Here is a 21,970-nt window from a genome sequence, read left to right on the forward strand (position 1 = left end):
TATTACTGCAACATATGAGCCTTATCCAAAAAACTAGAGCTCTGTTGCGTTCACAAGACTCGGACGAAGAATCGGCTTCGCGTAGCTCTGGTTATCTGTCGCGCTTACCTTCGCATCACCGTTCACGAGAATTTGCACCTTCTTCGACGCGCCAGCATGCTCAGTGAGCGATAGAACGACGGCCTGCAGCGCCTCAGCAGGTGCCAACAGATCCGGACCGAGCAGCTTATCGGAGAAATTGACCGTGATGACGTCGCTAGCCTGCGTAACATTCAGAAGCTCTGCTCCGGCATTCATGACAGCGGCCAGGCCCTTATTGTCGCTAGGTCCTGTAATGAGCTCCTGCACGATCGCCTCGGATACCTGATCGGTCCGTTTAATTAAGCGCGTAACGGGTACATAATACTTATACTCTTCTTGGTTCTGGCTTAAAAAATAGAGCGTGACCGGCGTGGACTGACCGAACTCCACGTTATCTGACCGCTCGAGGTTGATGCCCATCGCACGCGACAACGGCTCGTCAAGCGGCGTCCCGCCGACCGGCATCTCCTTGACCGCGACGCCTTCTACGCGGAGCTGCACCTTGTCTACCGTTGGGAAGCTGGTCATCGTCCAAGTAACGGCCTCGAGCATCTTGCGCTCGTCCTGAAGGTTGTAATCGGTGAACTGCTTGGAGAAATCAACGACCGCCAGCTTCTGGTCCGGGATAATGTTGATTCCCTTAACCTCGGTACCCTTCGGCAGCAAGCTAGTAAAGCCAGCTGGCATGCGTCCTTCCGCAGGACCACCGTCTACCATGTATTCAAGCGCGCGCTTGGCTGTGCTCTCGGTCTTCTCAACACGCAGCGTAATCGGCGCTACAAGGCCGCGCTCATCCTTCGCGTATACGGTCAGATGCATGGGACTCGCGATTGCGCTCGATGGCTGTGCGCCCGTCGCCTGCGCCTCGATGCCGCTTGGAGGAGGATCGATCGCCTTGGACTGCTCCTTCGTCTCCAGCACCTGGCAGCCTGTTGTCATCACCATGACGAGGCCGGTAACGGCGGCCATCCGGAACCACTTATCCTGTTTCATTGTTCGTGTCCTCCCTTAAGAACTGAGTGTTGTCCGTTTACTTTATGTATACGGGTGGAAGACAAGTTTATGACAACCGTTTGTCCATAATTAAAGACAATCTTACTGAACGAGAGAACCGCGCTTTGCCACTTGCGCGACGCTTTCACGGAGCCTATAATGAAATTGTTGTTTCCATATTGAGGTGATTCGGATGGAAAACAGGAAAGACCTATCGTGTCCCGATAGTCTGTATCCAAGCATCGTTCTGCACTCGCCGGACTGGCTCTGGATATTAGACGCTTCGGGAACGCCAATCGGCGCAACGCCCGCGCACAACCGTGGTCAATCGTTGTACCGACTCGTGTATGACGGTGATTTGAAACCGCTTCAAGAGGCTTGCGTCAGCTTGCTTGAGCAAGCTCAGCCTTTCTCGCTCGTATTTCGCGCTACACTTCCGAACGGCTCGCTGGCTTGGCTTGAGGCGAAGGGCTATCCGCTTACGGGCGAAGCGGACCTGGACCGGTATGCCGCCATTGCCGCCCGTGATATTACAGCGTATAAGCACCAGGAAGAGAAGCTGACCCGTCTTGCCTATTACGATGCGCTGACACAGCTTCCGAACCGACATCTGTTTCAGGACCGCTTCACCCAAGCGCTTCACACGTGCAAAAGATACAACCAGAAGCTTGCTCTCTTGTACCTCGACTTGGATGACTTCAAGCAGGTGAACGACAGGCACGGTCACGCCGTCGGCGATGAGCTGCTGCGCACCGTCGCCTCCCGTCTGTCGCATTCCATACGCGAGCCCGATACGGCTTCCCGCATCGGGGGAGACGAGTTCGTCGTGCTGCTGCAGAAGTTCGAGCAGCGGGAGGACGTCGCCAAGGTCGCTGCGCGAATTGCGCATTCAATCAGCCAGCCCTACGAGCTGAACGGCTTGCACCTGACGATTACGAGCAGCATCGGAGGCGCCTTCTGCCCGGACGACAGCAGTGACCGCGATACGCTGCTGCAGCTGGCTGACATCGCGATGTATGCCTCGAAGAGCAAGGGCAAAAACGGATTTCAATTTTACACGGACGCTTCTCAAGCGGAGGAAAGAGAATAAGCCAAGGCGCAGGTAGCCTTGGCTTCGTTCGTATTCGGGGGCATAGCTCGCCTACAGCGGTGTGTAATCCCAAGCAGCCGTCTCGACATCACGGTACGGCAGCTTGCCACGGTCTTCATCCGCCTCACGAGTGAGCAAGTACGTGTAGATGGCTCCCGGAACCTCCTTGAGCGTATCCAGCGTCATGTACGCAGCCTTCGGCTCGATCGTAATGTCGAGCACATTGTATTGCCATTCCGATTCCGCAGGAATGTAGATCGTGTTGACCCCGAGCTCAAGACCCGGAATGATGTCAGTGCGTACCGAGTTGCCAACCATCCACGTATTGCGTATGTCGGGCTGGATCGAATCGAGCATTTTGCGGAGCGCCTCGGTATCCTTGTGTAAGGACACGAAGATCCGGGTCTCGAAGTAGACGCCTAGCTCGAGCTGGGCGATCTTACGCAGTTGGTTACGCTCATCTCCCCCCGTATGTACATATAAGTCGTGCCCCTCGTGCTTCAGACGCTCCAGCGTCAAGTACAGGTCCGGCAGCGGCTCCACCGGCGTCTCGAACACACTGTAACCGAGCTCAGTCAGCTGCTTGATTCTGTCCGCTTCAGGCTCCTGCCCCCGCTCCTTGGCGTAATACCGGTACACATCGACGAACGACTGCGGGAAATGCTCGATCGTGAGGCCGTTCTTCTGAACCGAGATCAGGTCGAGCTCGAGCTGCTTCTCCTTCGCCGCATACACAGTAACGCCGTCGAACCATTCGCTCATCCGCTCAGCGAACTGTGCGATCGCAGCGTTGAAGTATTTGTTGCAATGAATGAGCGTGTCATCCAGATTGAATATAATGGTCTGCTTGTCCATGCACCCACCCCCTTGAATTCCTACTATTTCCCACTCCTTCGCTTCGTATGCAGCTCTGCCCAGCTCTATCCATATAGCAGCTCGTTCGACCTTCCTCCCATGTGAAAAAGACCGTCTCTCAAGCTCCGCCTATCAGCTATAAAGCTGCACAGCGGAGCCCGAATACGGTCTCTATTCGTTGTTCGCCTTCCCTCACGGACACGAAGCCAAGGCATCTCTCGTCGAGCCTATCTCTTACCGCTCATACAGCAGCACTCCGGCACGCTCTTGTGCCGTGACCCGGCCCTCCACCTGCAGCCAAATCATGTGCGCGATCGTCTCGGCCAGCGCGAAGCGGAGCTGGTGATAGCTCAGCTCGAAGCCGAACGAGGCGCGGCATATGTCGTAGGCTGTAGCAGGCTGCACAACTGCGGCCTCCATCGCGGCGAGCCGATCCTCATGGTGCGCGAGCAGCTCGCGTGCGCGATCACCGAATCGGTGGAATGGCTCCCGGTGCCCGGGGTAGGCGATGGACACCTCAAGCGTGCTAACCGCTGCTAGACTTGCCAAATAGCTGGCCAGCGGATTCTCGTCGATGCCGCCAGGCAAATAGCTGACGTTCGGCGATATTTGCGGCAGCACGTGATCCCCGCAGAACATCGCCTTCGTCTCCTCCTGATAGAAGCAGAGATGTCCAGCCGCATGACCAGGGGTCAATATCGGCTTGTACCAGCCATCCCCGAGCCGGAACGGCTCCTCGAGCGGGATGAACGACAGCTCCGGCTGCGGCGATACCATCGGCACGAAGCTCACCATATGCTCGAGCATCGGCGCCTCCAGCTCGCTGGGCAGCCCATGGGCGCGGAATACGTCCAGCAGCTGCTCGTTCATCGGTGTGCCTTCTCCCCACAGCTTGCTGACGAGCTCTGCCCCTGTGCGAGATATGAACACCTTAGCGTCCGAGCGCTGCTGAAGCCACCCCGCAAGGCCGTAATGATCGGGGTGATGATGCGTCAGCACGATGCGCTCGAGCTGCTTGAAGGACAGGCCCAGCTCGTCCAGCGCGGCCTCCCATACTTGTTCTGCATCGGGCGTGCGCAAGCCGGGATCGATCAGCGTCCAGCCTGCCTCGCCCGGCAGCAGGTAGCCGTTCACCCATCTCAACGGGAACGGCAGCGGCACCCGCACTTGCCAGACGTCGCCATGGCGGGTGAGGGTAGATTGACTTTTGACCATACGACTGCTCATGACGCTATTCCCTCCTCCCGACGAAGATCATTCGGCGCGACGCTTGCGGCTCATACGCCGAGGCATCATAGCCGCCATACACGTGATCGACCGTAAGACCGGACGCAGCCAGCATACGCTGGAACGACTCCAGCCCGATCAGCTTCACGCGCTCCTCATACCGTCGCCGTTCCTCGGAGCCATCCTCCTGGAGCACGATCGTCTTGCACACGTAGCCGTTCTCAATGCGGCGCGTCTCCTCGATGTGGAGCGTTCCCTCCATCCGGGACGATTGCGGTACGAGCTGCTCCTTCACATACTCCGGGTTCAAGAAGTCGATAATGAACTTCCCGCCCGGCGCGAGCACTCGGTATATTTCACGAAGCACCTGCTCATGCTCGGCATCGTCGTCGAAGTAGCCGAAGGAGGTGAACAGGTTGACGACAGCATCGTACGGGCCATCTAGCGGCACGTGGCGCATATCGCCCTGTACCCAGCGCACCTCCTCCTTCGTATCGAGCTTGCGCGCCTCGCGCAGCAGCACCTCGGACAGATCGACGCCAGTCACACGAAAGCCGAAGCCGGTCAGCGCCAGCGCGTGCCGCCCCATGCCGCAGCACAGATCGAGCACCTCCGAGCTCTCGGGCAGCTCCAGCCACTCCATCATGCGTCGAACCTCTTCATAGGCGCCCTGCATGTCTCGATGCTTATATACAATTAAGTAATCATCTCCGAAGCTTTTCTCATACCATTGTGCCATCTCTGCTAACTCCTCCCCTGGAATAACGGGCTCCGACGTATCTCGGAATAATTCATTGTACCAGAATTCGCGTACCTAATGCTATTAGGCTATGTGCAGCGCGAGGAGTCTATAGTATAATGGAAGCTTGAAGTAAGGTCTTAACATAGAGTGAGGAACGATAACGATGAGCCGTATTCCAATAGAGCAGATCATTAACGGGCGCAAGGCCAAAGATATATATGAGCACATTCGCCGCAAGGGCGTCGTATCGAAGCTGGAGCTTCTCGACAAGAGCGGTCTGACCGGAAGCACACTCACGCGCACGCTGGAGGAGCTGACGAGCCAGCAGCTGATTCGTGAGGCCGGCTTCGGCGAGTCGACTGGCGGTCGACGACCTATCCTGTATACGATCAATTCCGACTATGCCTATGTGTTCGGAATGGATATATCCCGCATGCACACGAAGCTGATGCTGTTCGATCTGGAGATGAAGCAGTTGGAAGCCCGTGTCTGGTCGATGAACGAGCGTATGACCCCTGATGTGCTCCTCGGTGAGGTGGCAGCCGAAGCCGAAGCTATGCTTACACGACGCGGACTCCATAGCGAGCAAGTGCTCGGCATGGGCATCGGCGCCGTCGGACCGCTCGACCGTCAGCACGGCGTCCTGCTGGAGCCGCTTCATTTTCCCGCTGGGGGCTGGTCGCAGGTGTACGTCGTCGAGGAGCTCAAGAGCCGGCTCGGCTTCGAGATTATGCTGGACAACGGAGCGAACACGGCGCTGATCGGCGAATCGTGGTCCGACCGCGATCGCGACTACAGACATCTGCTGTATGTACACGTAGGGGTCGGCCTGCGCTCTGCGATGATGACAAGTGGTCAAGTCGTCTACGGCGCTGTCGATATGGAGGGCTCGATCGGACAAATGATTATTCAGACCGACGGCCCCCGTCTATGGGGTCAGGGCAATTACGGCGCACTCGAATCGTACGTGTCGGTCCATGCGCTCGAGGAGCAGGCGAAGTCCCGATTGAAGCAAGGCCGTGACAGCCTGCTGCTGAAGCTCGCGGCTAGTCCGGAAGATGTCCAGTTCACCCATCTGCTGCAGGCACTCCGGCAGAGCGACCCGCTCACCGTCGAGCTGTTCTCTCAAGCGGCCACGTATCTGGGCATCGGGCTTGCGAACTTACTGAACATCCTCCACCCGGAGAAGGTCATTCTCGGAGGGGCGCTCGTGACCAGTCACGCCAGCTTCTTCCATCAAGCGACGCGGGCGGCCATACAGCGCACGTATCATTATCCGAGCTACCAGGTCGTGTTCAGTCAAGGAGCGCTAGGCGAGGATGCACTGGCAGCCGGTGCCGCCTTGATGGTCATCAATCAGCTGACCGCCAATTAACGAGCAGCTATCTTTGAGCACCTGCAGCCTACCATTACAAACCGTTAACCTACCTCTGTATGACAAAAAGGCTCTGCGCACATGCCGCTTGAACCGGATTCGATTCCGTTCAAGCGACGGCGCAGAGCCTTATTTTTTTATCGTGACCACCATATGAAGGCAGCTTCTTTACTGTGGCCTGAGGCCGTAGCAGGAAGCTCTCGCGCTAGACCTTAAGCCGTCGCTTCGTCCTCAGCTACCTCGCCGCCAAGAAGCTCCTCGAACAGCTGCACGAGACGTCCGTGCTTACGCAGCGACTTCTCGTGAATGAGATTCAGCTTGCCGTTATCCTGCAGGCCGAACCGCTCGATCAGCAGCTCGTTCTCATGACTCCAGTCGAAGCCCTCGAAGATGCGCAGACAAGAGGTCCAGTTCTTCACATATTGACCGTCTGCGAACAAGTAGCGATGTGCGAACAACGCAATGCTTTCCTGCATCGCTCTTGAAGACGAGCTGTATGCGGGCAGACCCGGCTGCTCTGGCATGAGCGGGATCAAGGCGCTGTAGAACTGATGCAGCATTTCCGTATACGCGCTCGGGTCCTTCTTGATTTTACGAGCGAGCTCGTAGGACGGCTGCATTTTACCTGTGAACAGCATCGTAGCCGTCGAATAGAGCCAGCTGAACGAGGTGAAGTTTTTGTTATACGCGGTCAAGTTCGCTCTCCGCTCGACACCGGCACCCTTCAGGAACATGTTGTGATCGACGACCTGCTGAATGATGAGGTTCAGCGGATCGATCGAATCGAACGAATGACCAAGCTCCTTGCTCACGAGCTGTACCTTGGAGTTAATGTCGCCGAACAGCTGCTTCTCCTCCTCTTCGCTGAGGCCGATATAGATCTGAACCGCGAGCTCACTCTCCATCAATTCGAGACGGCGACGCTCCAGCTGCTCCAGCTGACCACCCACGAGCTCCAGCTCCGTAGCGGTCTCGGAGTCCTCCGGCGCCTTGCGGAGCTTCACCTTCAGTGAGGCGAGCTTCTTCTCGAGTCGGCGCGTCTCCTTGAGCATCTGCTCGTTCACATAGCCCAGTGCCAGAATACGGTGCTGTCCGTCCAGAATGCTGAGCTTCGAGCCGGGACGCAGGCTGAGCCCGTCGCCCGTCTTGGCGAGGCTCGCCACGTCGCGCAGCGACAATGTGACCGGTCCGAAGAAGACGCGGTCCAACTCCCGCTCCTGCAAGTAATTGGCAATCTTGCGTCGCTGACCGCTGCTCAGCTTACGCTGTACCATCGGATCAATCGTCGTATAGTTCAACAGGTCCTGCACCTGAATCGGCACGGTTGCCAGTCCGTAGCGGTCGCAGAACGGATGGATCGTCATTCTTAACTGCAAGCCTTCCATTAGCCCACTTCCTCCTTCTCATCCTGCTCATCGGCATACGCTTCCGGAATGTCCGACTCCCGAATCAGGAACAGGTGATGCTCCTCGTAGAAGCTCTTCACGTACGTATACGCCTTCATGATGCGCGAGCGTCTTGGCAGACGATCCTTCTCATCGCCTACGTAGATCGCATTCCAATCCAGATGCGGCAAGATGTTCATCGCGTATTCCAGCGCATACTTGTTGAAGCTGCCGCTCTTCGACGCTTCGCCATGGAAGAACATCGCAAGAGCAATCTGTAGATTCTCCGACCAGCACAGCTCACCCTTCTCGGGTTGAGGCAGATGACGAAGCAGACCTGCGAAGTATTGCTCCGCCAGCTTCATGCCGTCCTCGATTTCTTTATCGTTGAAATAATAGCCGTTATTACGCGCCGCCGACTTCAATCTGCCCTCGAATACGCCGATCAATATTTCAATGAGCAGATGGTACGAGAACATATATTCCGGTCCCTTACCGCGCTCGGTGAACATATCGACCGGAATGCTGCGCATCACGCTCGACTCTTCAACAAGACGCGAGGCGAGCACATGATAGAACCGACGCTGCTCGCGCAGCACGGCAAGATTGCCGCCAATTTTACGAGGAAGCTTATTAATGTCAGAGAACAGCTGACGCTCCTGACGCGCGTTAATGTCAAGGTAAATCATCGTCGACATCGGGAACGTATACAGCTTGCTCAGCTTCTTGCCGATCTCCTCCATCCGGTCGTACTCCCGGCGGTCCTTGGCGCGCGCCATCGCGCTCTGGAGCGTCTCCATCAGGCGACGGAACGCCGCAAGACGATGCTGTCCGTCCACAACGTACAGCTTCTCAATCGCCTGCAGCCGATACACGCCCGCCGCGTGATCGTATTCCCCAGCCCCTCTAGCGGATAAGATGAGTCCTGGGAAATAGATGCCTTGACCATGATCCAGATATAGCATGATGTAATCCATCATACGAGATAAGTTTAACGGAACGATCGAACGCTGCACCTCAAGGTCGACCTCGTAAATAGCAAACAGCTTGCTCATCGGCAGCGTTGTAGAAATTGTCGTTTGACCGAACGTTTGTGATTGCGAGCCCGGAATTTCGATGAAGGACGAAGCCTTCTGAACCGCGATCAGCTCGGATAAGGATGAAATTTGATCCAAGTGGATTCCTCCCAGCATTCATAATTCAGACAAGTATACCCTATTTCGAAACAATAGGTTCATATACTCCCATTATACACCTAATAATCGAGAAACATTCAACGACAGCAGGCCGTGGGCACGAATTATTTGACCATCATACACCGATGGCAACGCTCTAGCACTCTCAGACATGTACGAGCGGCCAGATTAACACATCAAGGCTGGAAGCATAATGCAGGAGCGGAGGGTGAAGCTCTAGGTCATTCGAGCATTCATCGGGCATCGTCTCCCCGCCCAGTACAAGCGGATGCCCAGCCAGCATCGTATTGCTCGACAGCTGTGCCTCGGCCAGCTGCAGCGGCCATCGATCATGATGTATATCGCAGCGCAGCAGCTGTCCCCGCGCATTCTCGGTATACAGACAGTAGCGCTCCGTCAACCAATGTGCCAGCGAGCCGGGCGCTGCCCGGAATACAGCTGACACCGGACGGTAAGTCCCCGCGAACTGTACAGACCCGTCCCGCCGCCTGCTCGTATATACGATCGTCTCCCCTTCCCTCTCTAGCTTCATCGCCGCATGGTAATAAGGTAGATGAAAAAAACGTCTAGCCCCAAGCACCGCCAGCATACTCGATGCATCAAGACTGAAAAAATAAACGCCAGGCTTGCCGTCAAGCGTGACGTATGTACGCACGTTAAGCTCGGGAAAGCGGCTTGTGCCCGGGATCGGCGGCAGCCCCCGCCCCCGTATGCCGCACATGCCGAACGGGACAACCGCAATCCAGGCCGTACCCTCATACGTGTCTATCGGCAGACGGCCCGGCACATAGCGCGCAAGCGTCTCCATTGAGATCGGCCAATGCGCGAATAATAAGTCGTGCCACGTCTGCTTCATGATCCAAGGCAGCTCAGGCAGAGGCCATGGTCGATGCGACGAGCGACGTAGTAACGGATGCATCAGGCGAAAGCGCTCCCTTCAGCTCTACAAGCTTCCATTCTCGTAACGGATTCGATTCTTGCATGATGCACCATTAGCTTAACATTTATTATAAATTTTTCGACACGAACTTTCCACACTATTTACCCGGTATTTCATACATTCGAAACGTAATGGTCACAGCTTTGTTGAATAATTTACGCTGTAACGGTCAACCATGGTTATGATATTGACAAAACATTTCCTCAGGCGGTAACATCGTACAGGTTGCGATACTATTCTCTCTTCACGGCAGCATGCCGGATGAAGCGAGGTAAGAAGCCTAACGGGCATACCCGCCACAGCCTAGGACTATCGTCACAGAAGAACAGAAGAGGTGCCTTGAATGGATGTTGAGAAGCAGGTATTAAATGAAGAGTTGACTCAAGAGGGGAAGACGGAATCGACTGCGGCTGAGGTCAAGCCGGAATTGAAGCCAACCGTCATCTGGCGCTGCAAGGACGCCGAATGCAAAGCATGGGTTCGCGAGGAATTCGCTCCCGATCCGTATCCGCCCTGTCCACTGTGCAAGGGCCCGACCCTGCGCAGCTTCAAGCATTTGCCCGCCATGCCGAAGAAGGCGAAGCGAGGCAAGAAGAAATAGCAGCAGCGATCGACACGCGCGATCACGCTCTCTTTCATGCGATTATATGGATGCTACAAGCGAAAGAGCCTGCTCCTTCCAGCCAGATTGGCTGAAGGGACAGGCTCTTTTGCTAGAGCTGAGTTAGTTGGTGATCTTAAAGGATTTAATCGTGTCGTCAACGAGCTTCTTCATGAACTCGGTGTCAACAGCCTTCACGTGCGAGTCACCGATGTAATACAATACACCGTCTTTTTCGAACACACACATCGTCGTGATCAGGTTCTGATGCTCGATTTGAAGCCATTTAGCCTGTTGACCGGCAACCGTCTCATTACGGTCCTCCAACACTGTTAGGTCACTAGGCTTTCCATTTTCGTTCATTTTTTTCTTTAGCTTGTCCGCCAATTCCGACGGGGTCTCATCTGGATCCTCATCGGCGATTACAAAAAATCCACCCCCAAAATAAGAGTAGCTAAAGGAACTCTTGTCTCGGGTTGTCTCCGACTTCCAGTATTCCGGAACAGAGAGGGAATAATTGTACAGCTTGTTAGTCACGGTCGTACGCTTGCTTCGATCTTTATGCTCCTCATTGTCTTGGATCGTGCCCAAGGTGCTTGAAGGTGTTCCGAACTTTAACGATTGAAGTACTTCTTTAATGAGAGATTCCGACAGCTCTTCCTTCTTAGTGAAATTGATGACCACTGTATATTTGTAGTCACCCTTGATCGCAAATACGTTCTCTGTCGCATACCAGCTTTTCAAATCAAACGTATTGCTCGACCGCAGAACGATTGTCTCCACTCCATCAATCGTCTGTTTCTTGATAGGCCCGCTCGATCTATATTCAGGTAAGTACAACTCCTCATATCTCTTACCCATACCATCTACCCATGCTTGAAGGGACTCGCCTTCCTTCTTCGAGCGAAGATTAATTTCAATCATTGCGGTTTCCTTCTCGTTCTCGAACACAACGGTTTCGCCGGAATCGTCATTTATATCCCAGTCCGCCGGCACCTTCAGCGAGAAGCCGTACGTCTCGTCCTCGTACTCGCGCCAGCCGTCCTTCACCGTCGATAGATCCTTGTACTCTGAGCTCTTCGCATCGAACGACATTGTGAAGCTGTCCAGCAAGTCCTTATACCCGCTGTACTTCGAAGGATTCTTGTAATCCGCTTCCTTCTCAACTGTGAAATATAGGATGAACACATTCTCGCCCTTCTGGTAGGCGCGGTATTCATACATGCTGCCACGTTCCGTGGACACGATCTTCGCATACGAGGTGCCGCCTTCGCGAACCATCTTCTTCTCTAATACTTTCTCCTCCACCTCATCGGTCAGCAGACTGATCAGCGAGTCGTCTGACATGTCGGATGACATATCCGTCATGACCCATACCCCTAAGGAGTACTCGCCATTCGCATCCTCGAAGCTAACGTAATCCTCCTTAAAGCTCTGGTAGCTCTTCACAAGGCCAGAAGGGTACTTCATCGACCAGCCGAAATGGCTGTTGCCGATCTGGGTCTTACCTACGTCCGAATCTATGCCGGTACCAGCCGAAGCAGCCGAGTCGCCTGCCTCACCGCTGATCTCGATCGTAGAAGTCGCTTCATCGAATGCTACCTTCGCACCGAATTGCTCCGCGATGAAGCGAAGCGGTACCATTGTCGTTCCATTGACGAGCTGCGGTGCTGCCTCAAGCGTCACGCTTGCGTCGTTCACAGTCGCAGTCGTGCTGCCGATCTGGAGCGAAAGACGGATGATTCCCTGCTTCAGACCGACCGTCTGTGTAGCCGAATCCCAGTTCAGCTGCGCGCCGAACGCGGTTGTAATGACGCGCAGCGGTACGAGCGTCGAGCCGTTCGAGACAAACGGCTTCTCTACCGTCATGTTCTCTGCATTAACCTGAAGGGAGGACTCACCGAGCTTCAGCTTGATGCTTACACCCTTCTCATCGCTTGCTGCATAGCTATCCGCTACGGTGAACGGGGATATTGCTCCGAGCAGCAGAGAGGCTGCCAGGCACGTTTGAAGCCATTTACTTGTTCGCATGCTACACACTCCGATTATGTATTAGATTCTAATGTTACCTCGACTCAGACAATGCAAGCTTCTTCTGCACGATGTCGCCGCTCGATTGCAGCGTCAGCGTCACCTGATCGCCAGGCAAGTACGCCTTCAAGTGCTCATTCAGATCGACAAGTGAACGAAGGTTCACATCGTCGACGGAGTACAAGATGTCCCCAGCCTTAATGCCCGCCTTGTCAGCCAGCGATCCGGATGTCACACGTACGACCTTAAGCGGCTCGTCCGTCGGCAGCCCGATAATGGCCGCCCAGCTCTCCTCCAGATCGAAGCCGAGTGAAGGATGCTTGACCTTGCCGTAGGTGACAAAATGATGAAGCACGTACTCCACCGTATCGGCCGGAATGGCAAAGCCAAGTCCGTCAACGCCTGCCGCTGCGAGCTTCAATGAATTGATGCCGATCACCTCGCCCTTCAGGTTGACCAGTGCGCCTCCGCTGTTACCCGGATTAATCGCCGCATCCGTCTGCAAGAGACGGTACGTCGAATGGATCGAGCGGTCCATGCCGCTGACGACACCGACCGTTACCGAATTGCGAAGCGCGAACGACATCGGTGTGCCGATCGCAACGACAGTCTCACCGACCTCGACCTGCGTACTATCAGCAAGCGCAGCGACAGGTAGGCCCGTCGCCTCGATCTTCACAAGGGCAAGATCACTCTCCTCGTCCATATGTGTCGTCTTGCCCACATATTGCTTGCCGTCTGCGAGTACGACGACGAGCTGCTTCATATCCTTCACTACGTGAGCGTTCGTCACGATCAGTCCGTTCGCCCCGATCACGATGCCTGTGCCGTGCCCGAGATTGTATCTGTTATCTGCCGCCGAGCCCCGGTCGTTCTTCGGCTTGCCGATGATGCCGACGATTGACGGCGATACGCTCTTCACCACCTCGGTAATCGGCGACGATGGCGTGTATTGATAGTGGCCTGTGCCGGAATTGTAATGTCCGGTCCCGCCGAGTGTCTTCACGATATCAGAGGCCTTCACATAGACCTCGCCGTTCAGCTCCTTCGTCTGCCACTGAACAGGCTGTACCGCCGTGCTGTCTGTCAGCTGCGCTGCGGCGCTCGTGCCGGCGAGCATGGAGACCACGCATAGAGCAAGAGCTGCTTTCGTTGGGCTAGCTTTCAATTGAATGTCTTCCCTTCATCGAGTTGTAGTTGGCCTTTGCCCTGTTGTATGAAATCAACGTTGTCCATTATACATAAGGAATTATGAGAAATTTGTAGAAGCTTGTCGACTAAATGTCGAACCAACCTAAAATTTATCTAAAGTTTAGGACTGTGAACGGATTGTAAAGGAAAGGTATGATGCGATAACAAAACCAAAGTGCCTTCGTCCTGCACTCCGATGGACAAGTGTTTGTGGTATAATCAATATATCTTAGAACACGAGGTGAGCGTTATGAAATGGAGCGACATCACCAGAATATATCCTAACCGCCTAGTCTTGATCGAAGCCTTAAAAGCAACGTCTCAAAATCGTATAAGAACAATCGAGGAGATGTCCGTCGTTCAGGAATATTCCGACTCCAAGGAAGCTTGGGAAGGATACAAAGCCTACCACAAAGACGACCCCAGCCGCGAATTGTACATCTTCCATACGAGCCGAGAAATCGTCGAGGTAGTAGAGGAGTTTTTCTCGGGGGTTAGACAGCACTAATGCAGATACAGATGAAAGATGGGCTTCCTATTGTCTCATTGAACGTTTCTTATGAAGGTAAGACAATTTGTTTGGAAAATGTACTCTTTGATACAGGCTGTGCAGCCACGGTTTTTGATACGGATTTAATGGCATCAATCGATCTTCATATTGATTTTATTAACGGAACAGCTAAGCGAATGTATGGCATAGGCGGCACCAGCGAGGCTTGTTACGAACAACTAATACCAAACCTAATCATTGATGGCCTTCACTTTGAAACATTCAGAATGCAGCTCGGGTCCATACAGGAGCCTTATGGATTCGAAGGTATTCTGGGCATCGACTACATGCAACGAACGGGCTTGAAAGTAGATTTTGAGAAAATGAATATTCGATACCGTTAGCGCATCCAAAGCAACAAAACCAAAGAGCCCTCGTCCTGCACTCCAGTAGATTTGGAGTGAAGGCGAAGGCTGGGTGTGGTTTATTCGGTAAAGCCTCAGATTTGCAGTTCCCCAAGCTTAATCAGCTCGACTACTGCTTGCGAACGCCCTTTGACGTTGAGCTTTTGCATGACGTTGGAAATATGATTTCGCACCGTCTTCTCGCTGATAAACAGCTGCTGTGCGATGTCCTTAGTCGTTTTGTCCTGCACGAGCAGCTCGAATACTTCGCGTTCGCGGTTGGTGAGCAGAAACTTGCTATTGTGGTCGTGGCCCTTCAATGTCACCCCTCCTTGCCCGGGTTTTTGTATCATTACAAGGTCTAGGGATACAGTCAAATTCAGTTTATGAAAGGCATACTGAACTGGTGCGGTTGCAAGGAAAAATGGGCACACGACGTCTGAAGCGGGAATTAACAGCTCATCCACAACAAAAAGACAGCCTCTCCTGCGGGCACCCGGCTAACGACTGGGCACCGATCAGAAGGGGCTGTCCTTCTACTTATACAAGCTCTGTCTGCCGCAAACAACGGCTACGAAATGTTCGTCTGCACAATAACGGCCGTACAATATTTACACCGGGACGCCTTCTTCGGAATCTCTGACAAGCATTGCGGACATTCCTTCGTCTCGGCCTTCGAAGAAGCGGGCTTCTCCTCTTCCTTCTTGCGGAATCGCTGGAACTGTTTCACGACAATGAAGATCACCATCGCTACAATCATAAAGTCGATCAGCGTGCTGAGGAACATGCCGTAGTTCAACGTCGGCGCCGAAGCCTTCTTCGCTTCCTCCAGCGAGCTGTATGTAACCCCGTTCAGACTGATGAACAGATCCTTGAAATTGACCCGTCCCGCCAATAAGCCGACAAGCGGCATAATGAGATCGTTGACGATCGACGTCACGACCTTACCGAACGCTCCGCCGATAATGACACCAACGGCCAGCTCAATCATGTTACCCTTCATGGCAAACTGCTTGAATTCTTTCCAGAACGACGACTTCATCCTTGCACTGCTCCTTCCTTCCAACGGCAGGTGCCGGTTGATCGTGTCCATTGTACTAGAACAAAGAAGCCTGAAGCAAATCCGTTCGATCTGCTCCAAGCTCCCATTGTAAGTTCCCTACCGTCTAAATGGTCCTTGCACAAGTCTCCCCCAGCACCTTCTCCATGTCAAGCAGCTGGATGAGCCCTTCGCTCGTCTTGCCGATACCCTGCAGCAGTCCCGGAATGAGTGCGGCGTGCTGATCGACCGGCTCGATGTCGTCCTCAGCCAGGCTGACGACCGACCGCACCTCGTCGACCATAACACCGACGTCTTGCCTACTCGTCTCAAGTATCAATATGCGGCTCGCAGAGGTCGGCTCCGCGCAATCGAGGCACAGCTGTCGACGAAGGTCATAGACAGGCAGCAGGCTGCCACGCAAGTTTACCATCCCGAGTATGGAAGGCGACGACATCGCCACATGACTAAGCGTCGGCAGTGTAATGATCTCCTTCACACTAGCGATCGTCACTCCGAACGTATCCGTAGCAAGCCGGAAGGTGACGACATGACGCGCTCTCTTGCCCGCTGCAACGCCGACCTCCGCAACATCCGATGCTCTGCTGCTCGCCCCCTGCTCGCGGACGACCGCCCCGACATCGAGAATAAGCGCAACATTGCCTCCGCCTAGTATTGTGGAGCCAGATACGAATGGAACGTGTCCAACGAACGCGCCGAGGCTCTTGATCACGATCTCTTGATTACCAATAGTCCGATCGACAAGCAGGCATAGACGCTTCTCAGCAATGCCGACAATGACGATCGACAAGCTCTGGTCAGCCGTGGACGGCTCCGTGCACTCTTCGCCCTTGCTCAGCTTAAGCAGCTCCGTCAGTCGGACGAGCGGTAGCACCTCGCCGCGGACGAGCACGACCTCCCGCCCTTGCACCGTACGCAGCGCGCTCGATTGAATGCGCATAATTTCCACGACATTCGTTAGCGGAACGGCATACGTCGCAGCGCCCAGCTTCACGAGCAGCGAACGAATGATCGCGAGCGTCAGCGGCAGCTTAATCGTGAAGACAGTGCCTTGCCCGACCTTCGTATCAATATCGATCAAGCCATTCAGCTTCTCGATATGGGAACGGACGATATCCATCCCGACGCCGCGACCGGACAAGTTCGTAACCTCTTGAGCCGTCGACAAGCCGGAGTGAAAAATAAGCGACACGAGCTCCTTGCGACTCATGCGCTCGCCCTCCTCGGCCGTAATGAAGCCTTTGCGAATGGAAGCCTGCTTGATGCGCTCCGGGTCGATCCCTCTGCCGTCGTCTGCGATCGTAATGACGATCTGGTTCGCCTTATGCTCAGCGCGCAGCAGGAGGCGGCCCTTGCGCGGCTTACCGGCTGCGATACGCTCCTCAGGCGTCTCCAGACCGTGGTCGCCGGCATTGCGAATAATATGTATGATCGGATCGCTGATCTCCTCGATCAACGTTCGGTCCAGCTCAGTCTCTCTGCCTTCGATAACCAGCTCGATCTCCTTGCTCGTCTTGTCAGCCAGATCGCGCACCATGCGCGGAAATCGGTTGAACAGCTGATCGATCGGCAGCATGCGCGTCTTCATCATCCCCTCCTGCAGCTCGCTGATGACGCGGCTGAGGTGGTGGCTAATATCGTGCAGCCCGTTGACGTGAGACATGTCCATCTCGCTGCACTTCAGCTGATCGTGCAGCCGCTTCTTCGTCTCGTGCAGCCTCGTATTGTCGATCAGCAGCTCGCCGACCAGGTTGAGCAGATGCTCCAGTCGGCTGACGTCGACGCGGACAGTCGCAGCCTGCTTCGGCAGCTTCGCCTCCGATGCACCATCCCCGCCGGGCTTCGGCCGCGCTTCAGCAGCCGCAGAGGATGCTTGCTCCACCTCGGAGCTGGAGCTTCGGAATATGGATGCTGCGGCCCCGACAGCACCTGTTGACCCCTCATGCTGGCAGCCGCTGTTAGCCTCATCGCCAAGCAAGACTGCCGCACCCGCTTCATCAGCCATGTTCGTCTGCGGCTTATCGCCCCTGTTCTCCAGACGCTTATCACCTAGAATATACGGAGACAGCTCGTAATGCTTAATATGCGACAGCTGCTTGAGCGTCTCCTCGATACGCTCGCCAGGCTCCGAGGTCACAAGCACCATGCTGAAGCGGCCGCCGAACGTCCGCTCATCCTCAATTCTCTCGACCTCGGGCGCCGTCGCGACGATCTCTCCGTCTTCCCCGACCCGATTGAAGATCAGCAGAGCGCGAACAGATTTCATCGGCGTCTCATCTTCAAGCTGTACCGTAATGACGAAGGCCCGCAGGCCGTTGCCGAGTGCATGCTCGAGCACCGCACGCTGACTGTCACTGCTTAACAAGTCGTGCCCGCCCAAGCCGTCTCCAGCACCTGGCGCCTCCCCTCTCTCGGGCTGAGTCGACGCACTTCCGTCGCTCAAGCCGCTTCCGTCGCATCCGCCCTGCACCTTCGGCACGGCGGACGGGGTAGAAGCCCCGGGGTCACCGGTATACAGCCCTTCTAATCGACTCACGCAAGCCGATGCGTCGACACTCCCGAGACACTCCTCCACAATCGCCTGACGCATCAGACGGAGCATATCCACACTTTCGAATACAACACGCATCAGCTCGCCGCTCAGCTCCAGCTTGCCAGAGCGCAGCAGGTCAAAGACGCTTTCCAGTCTATGCGTCAGCTGCTCAATCGGGACATAACCCATCATCCCAGCTGAGCCCTTCAGCGTATGTGCTGCCCGGAATATCGAGCTGATCGTTGCCGCATCTTGACCTTGCTCCAGCTCGAGCAGCTTCTCATCGAGCACCTGCAGCTGCTCCTCCATCTCATCGAGGAACAAGCCAGCGTAGGAGGACAAATGTGCATCCATATCGTCGTGCCTCCTTTCTACTCTCCATCAAGTGATATACGGCTGCTCCTGTCAAAAATCGGTCAGCATCGCCTCAAGCTCCAGCAGTCCGACCAAGCTATCACCCGTTCGTCCAATGCCGAGCACGCCCGCTCGATGACCCGCTAGTCCATTGTCCGAGGATGACTGCAGCAGCTCCATCTCTACGACCTGATGCACACTGTCGACGATCAGACCGACATCCTCGCCCTTAAACGACACGATGACGATACGGGTAGCTGAGGAGAACGGAGAAGCAGTAACGTGCAGTCTCTCTGATATATCAATAACAGGCACGATCGTCCCGCGTAAGTTGATGACGCCGAGCAGGCCCGCTCTTGCGTGCGGAACCTCTGTAATTTCTTGCAGCCGTATAATCTCGCGAACTTCATGGATCGGCAACGCGAACTGCTCGCTACCGATACCGACTGATATAAAGGGCATATCCATGCGGCCGAATGGCTGGTTCGTCATACGCGCCCTCCTTGCTATACTTTAAAATGCGACACAGAATCATTAAGCTGCTCCGCCAGCTGCGCAAGCGACGAGGAAGCGTTCGCCGTCTCCTCCGATGCAGCTGCTGCCTGCTCCGTTGCACTAGCGATCATTTCAACAGCACGCAGCACCTCGAGCGACTGAGCGGACTGCTCCTCACTTGCCGCTGCGATCTCAGACGCCTGCTGACTCGTCTCGTTCACACGAGAAATTATATGATCGAATGCAGTTCCGGTCTGCAGCGACAAGCCGACCGCGTTCTGAACAGCAGACACGCTGTCCAGCGTATTGTTTTGCATCGCCTTGATGATTTGAGCGATTTGCTTCGTCGCATCGCCGCTACGCTCGGCCAGCTTGCGAACCTCATCGGCAACGACCGCGAAGCCGCGCCCTTGATCGCCTGCACGAGCCGCCTCGATCGCCGCATTAAGCGCGAGTAGATTCGTCTGTTCCGCAATTTCGTTAATGACCGCGATAATTTCTCCAATCTTGGAGGAATCCTCCTGCAGACGCTCCATCTTCACACTCAATTGGTTCATGCTCTCGATCGCAGAGCCGACCACCTTGCCGCCATCCATTGCTTCCTTCAGCGTCATGCTGCTTAGCTCCGCCGACGCCTCGGCATTCGTGGCAACGGAGGAGATCGCACGAGACAGCTCCTTCAGCAGCTCGTTGATCGTCTGTGCCGAGGTCGATTGCTGACTGGTGCCGCTCGCGATTTCTTGAGTGCTCGCAGATATTTCCTGAGAGGCTGCGGCCAAGCTTTGGGCTGAGGCTGAAGTACGCCCGATCAACGCTCTCAGATTGTCCACCATCGCATTGGCCAGCTCTGCCATTACACCGAGCTCATCACGGTTAGACACCTGAAGTCGGTCACGAAGATCACCCTCTGCAATATGCGTCAGCATCGACTGCAGCTGCACCACAGGCTTCGAGATCGTCTGAGCGATCCAGACGGCCAGCAGTACCGCTAGGGCAAGCGCAATACAGATGAACACGATGACATAAGTGCGGGACTGCTCGTAGACGGCAATGGAATGCTTCGTTGTATAGTCAGAGCCGTCCTTGCTGAGCTTGCCGAGCACATCGAGCTGCTTTGTCGCCTCCATGAAGTACGGATGGGCCTCATCATGCAGCGCATCTGCCTTCTGATCGTTATTCGCATCCGCCTCCTTGAATACAGCAGGCAGCAGCTTCGTATATGTATCGTACGCCTTGGAGAACGCCTCATAAGCTGTGCGCTCTTCACTCGTCTTTATCAGCTTGTTGTAATCGTCGCGATACGTTTGAATCGCTTTCATATTATCTCTGACCTTTCCCTGAAGCCGTTCGATTTCGGACTTTTCCTCCTCCATAATAACCCGCAGCACGAGCCTTTGTGTATCGACGACATCCTCGGATATTTTGCCAAGATCATACACACCCGGCATCCATCGCTGCTCGATCGCCTTGGCGTTGTCACCCATATCATTCATTTTCACAATAGCGAACCACCCTGTCGCCAGCATCAGCAGTGCAATCGCGCCGAAGCCTGCGAGCAGCTTAATACGAATGGACATTCTCATCTTCGATTCCCCCTGTTTGCTGATTGTCTGGAATGCCCAAACCACCCTGTTGCGAAGTAAAGGCCGGTTTCACTACGCTTCCAGCTCTATCATATATGATATTTCGACATTTTACGACATTATTATTATAGTTTCCACCCTTATATGTTGAAAAATTAAACCAAAGCTACGTGGACCTATGAAGAACAAAAAAAGCCGCACATGGCGGCTTTACAGCTTCATAGGTAATAGCTTAACAGCTCTATACAGCTACATGGTAGCCTTCACAAAGGAACTACTTGCCGATAAACATCTGGGTGAACATCTTGCCACACGGTCCGCCGTTGACGATCCCGATCCCGATGTGCGTGAAGTCCTTGCTCATGATGTTGGCACGATGACCTGGCGAGTTCAGCAATGCTTGATGAGCTGCTGCAACTCCTTGGTTACACGCAATGTTCTCGCCTCCGGTGCGATACGAGATGCCGAACTGCTTCATCATATCGAACGGAGAGCCGTACGTCGGAGACTGGTGGGAGAAGTAGTTGTTGTCCACCATATCCTTGCTCTTCAGCCGGGCTACGCTCGACAGCTTCGTATCGACAGCCAGCGGCGCCAAGCCTTGCTCGGCCCGCGCCTTGTTCACGAGGTCCACCATTTGCTGCTCTTCCGCGCTAAGCTGCCCTGTTGAAGGAGGCTTCGGATTCGGTGCTGGCGTCGGGGTCGGGGCAGGCGTCGGAGCGGGCATCGGAGCGGGCATCGGAGCGGGCGTCGGAGCGGGCGTCGGAGCGGGCTTTCTCGGAATTTTCAAATTACCGTATGCCCACAAAATAGACTCCAGCGTCTTCCCGTCCACCGCACCGGTCTGCGGCAGTCCGTACGCCTTCTGGAACAGCTTGACGCCGTTCTCGGTGACCGAGCCGTAATAGCCGGTAATGCTGCCGCTGTAATAGCCAAGCGACTTCAGCATTCCTTGTACGGCGTACACATCCGGACCTTGAGCGCCCTTGCCGAAGGCAAGCACCGTGCCGGACGCGGTGAAGCTGAGCAGAAGGACGAGCAGCAGCAGCAGTGACTTCTTCGTGCGTAATCGATTCCACATGAGTTGGTAATTCCTCCTGAGCTAGGTGTGTTGTAATCTAATCCAAGCATCCCCTATTCAAGAAAAAAATATGAACGAGTCTAAGATGAATTTTGGACTCATTCGTCACATGATATGTCCGCTCGGGACTGCGACGTTGTGTGCGGCAGTACGGGTGTGCGCGGGGCCGACGCAGGCGGGCGCACACTAGGCCACCGCAGCTGTTGCGATGTAAAGCATCGCTACAGCTCGGTCACTCGCCCGCGCGCCAAGGGCCGACGCAG

Annotated in this window: 20 protein-coding genes; 5 read left to right on the forward strand and 15 right to left on the reverse strand. The window is 54.9% G+C overall.

Annotated features, from left to right (window positions below):
- Positions 1-33 precede the first annotated feature (33 nt).
- Positions 34-1,074, reverse strand: coding sequence for a GerMN domain-containing protein (locus PAE68_RS17650; RefSeq protein WP_281889136.1), 1,041 nt, complete (start codon positions 1,072-1,074; stop codon positions 34-36).
- Between the two features lie 193 nt (positions 1,075-1,267).
- Between PAE68_RS17650 and PAE68_RS17655 the strand changes: the two genes are divergently transcribed.
- Positions 1,268-2,164, forward strand: coding sequence for a GGDEF domain-containing protein (locus tag PAE68_RS17655; RefSeq protein WP_281889137.1), 897 nt, complete (start codon positions 1,268-1,270; stop codon positions 2,162-2,164).
- Positions 2,165-2,215: 51 nt separating this feature from the next.
- On the opposite strand, the gene PAE68_RS17660 is transcribed toward PAE68_RS17655, so the two are convergent.
- The 3 genes from PAE68_RS17660 to PAE68_RS17670 all read right to left on the reverse strand — a co-directional run bounded on the left by PAE68_RS17660 (position 2,216) and on the right by PAE68_RS17670 (position 4,985).
- Positions 2,216-3,019: an HAD family hydrolase gene (locus PAE68_RS17660; RefSeq protein WP_281889139.1), complete on the reverse strand. Its 804-nt coding sequence runs from the start codon at positions 3,017-3,019 to the stop codon at positions 2,216-2,218.
- A 234-nt stretch (positions 3,020-3,253) separates the two neighbouring features.
- The gene (locus PAE68_RS17665) at positions 3,254-4,246 is read right to left on the reverse strand and encodes an MBL fold metallo-hydrolase (protein WP_281889141.1); all 993 of its coding nucleotides are present in this window, start codon (positions 4,244-4,246) and stop codon (positions 3,254-3,256) included.
- 4 nt (positions 4,247-4,250) lie between these two features.
- The gene (locus PAE68_RS17670) at positions 4,251-4,985 is read right to left on the reverse strand and encodes a class I SAM-dependent methyltransferase (protein WP_281889142.1); all 735 of its coding nucleotides are present in this window, start codon (positions 4,983-4,985) and stop codon (positions 4,251-4,253) included.
- Positions 4,986-5,151: 166 nt separating this feature from the next.
- Between PAE68_RS17670 and PAE68_RS17675 the strand changes: the two genes are divergently transcribed.
- A complete protein-coding gene (locus PAE68_RS17675; RefSeq protein ID WP_281889144.1) occupies positions 5,152-6,363 on the forward strand; it encodes an ROK family protein in 1,212 nt (403 codons plus the stop codon).
- 212 nt (positions 6,364-6,575) lie between these two features.
- Here PAE68_RS17675 and PAE68_RS17680 read toward each other — a convergent pair whose 3' ends face one another.
- The 3 genes from PAE68_RS17680 to PAE68_RS17690 all read right to left on the reverse strand — a co-directional run bounded on the left by PAE68_RS17680 (position 6,576) and on the right by PAE68_RS17690 (position 9,863).
- Positions 6,576-7,748 carry a DNA sulfur modification protein DndB gene (locus tag PAE68_RS17680; RefSeq protein ID WP_281889146.1) on the reverse strand — a complete coding sequence of 391 codons (1,173 nt, stop codon included), beginning with the start codon at positions 7,746-7,748 and terminating at the stop codon, positions 6,576-6,578.
- Positions 7,748-8,923 carry a DNA sulfur modification protein DndB gene (locus PAE68_RS17685; protein ID WP_281889147.1) on the reverse strand — a complete coding sequence of 392 codons (1,176 nt, stop codon included), beginning with the start codon at positions 8,921-8,923 and terminating at the stop codon, positions 7,748-7,750. The genes PAE68_RS17680 and PAE68_RS17685 overlap by 1 nt, the downstream gene beginning before the upstream one ends.
- Before the next feature lie 166 nt (positions 8,924-9,089).
- Positions 9,090-9,863, reverse strand: coding sequence for a YqjF family protein (locus tag PAE68_RS17690; protein WP_281889148.1), 774 nt, complete (start codon positions 9,861-9,863; stop codon positions 9,090-9,092).
- A 364-nt stretch (positions 9,864-10,227) separates the two neighbouring features.
- Between PAE68_RS17690 and PAE68_RS17695 the strand changes: the two genes are divergently transcribed.
- On the forward strand, positions 10,228-10,485 hold the full coding sequence (locus PAE68_RS17695) for a cold-inducible protein YdjO-related protein (RefSeq protein ID WP_281889149.1): 258 nt from the start codon (positions 10,228-10,230) through the stop codon (positions 10,483-10,485).
- Positions 10,486-10,608: 123 nt separating this feature from the next.
- Here the strand turns inward: PAE68_RS17695 and PAE68_RS17700 are convergent, their stop codons facing one another.
- Positions 10,609-12,516 (reverse strand): copper amine oxidase N-terminal domain-containing protein, encoded by a 1,908-nt coding sequence (locus tag PAE68_RS17700; RefSeq protein ID WP_281889151.1) that lies wholly within the window; start codon positions 12,514-12,516, stop codon positions 10,609-10,611.
- Between the two features lie 34 nt (positions 12,517-12,550).
- Positions 12,551-13,684 (reverse strand): S1C family serine protease, encoded by a 1,134-nt coding sequence (locus tag PAE68_RS17705; RefSeq protein ID WP_281889154.1) that lies wholly within the window; start codon positions 13,682-13,684, stop codon positions 12,551-12,553.
- Between the two features lie 273 nt (positions 13,685-13,957).
- Here PAE68_RS17705 and PAE68_RS17710 point away from each other — a divergent pair, with 273 nt between their 5' ends.
- Complete coding sequence (locus PAE68_RS17710) at positions 13,958-14,215, forward strand: hypothetical protein (RefSeq protein WP_281889155.1); 258 nt, start codon at positions 13,958-13,960, stop codon at positions 14,213-14,215.
- Positions 14,215-14,601, forward strand: coding sequence for a pepsin/retropepsin-like aspartic protease family protein (locus PAE68_RS17715; protein WP_281889156.1), 387 nt, complete (start codon positions 14,215-14,217; stop codon positions 14,599-14,601). The genes PAE68_RS17710 and PAE68_RS17715 overlap by 1 nt, the downstream gene beginning before the upstream one ends.
- 95 nt (positions 14,602-14,696) lie before the next feature.
- Here the strand turns inward: PAE68_RS17715 and PAE68_RS17720 are convergent, their stop codons facing one another.
- The 6 genes from PAE68_RS17720 to PAE68_RS17745 form a co-directional block, all read right to left on the reverse strand.
- Complete coding sequence (locus PAE68_RS17720) at positions 14,697-14,921, reverse strand: helix-turn-helix domain-containing protein (RefSeq protein WP_281889158.1); 225 nt, start codon at positions 14,919-14,921, stop codon at positions 14,697-14,699.
- Positions 14,922-15,172: 251 nt separating this feature from the next.
- Positions 15,173-15,643: a large-conductance mechanosensitive channel protein MscL gene (gene mscL, locus PAE68_RS17725; RefSeq protein WP_281889160.1), complete on the reverse strand. Its 471-nt coding sequence runs from the start codon at positions 15,641-15,643 to the stop codon at positions 15,173-15,175.
- Positions 15,644-15,767: 124 nt separating this feature from the next.
- Positions 15,768-18,548, reverse strand: a complete 2,781-nt coding sequence (locus PAE68_RS17730; RefSeq protein WP_281889162.1) for a chemotaxis protein CheW — start codon at positions 18,546-18,548, stop codon at positions 15,768-15,770.
- Positions 18,549-18,599: 51 nt separating this feature from the next.
- A complete protein-coding gene (locus tag PAE68_RS17735) occupies positions 18,600-19,040 on the reverse strand; it encodes a chemotaxis protein CheW (protein WP_281889164.1) in 441 nt (146 codons plus the stop codon).
- A 14-nt stretch (positions 19,041-19,054) separates the two neighbouring features.
- A complete protein-coding gene (locus tag PAE68_RS17740; protein WP_281889165.1) occupies positions 19,055-20,626 on the reverse strand; it encodes a methyl-accepting chemotaxis protein in 1,572 nt (523 codons plus the stop codon).
- A 274-nt stretch (positions 20,627-20,900) separates the two neighbouring features.
- Positions 20,901-21,707, reverse strand: coding sequence for a CAP domain-containing protein (locus PAE68_RS17745; protein WP_281889167.1), 807 nt, complete (start codon positions 21,705-21,707; stop codon positions 20,901-20,903).
- Between the last annotated feature and the right edge of the window lie 263 nt (positions 21,708-21,970).

It is taken from the genome of Paenibacillus sp. YYML68, assembly GCF_027923405.1.
Lineage (GTDB): Bacteria > Bacillota > Bacilli > Paenibacillales > NBRC-103111 > Paenibacillus_G.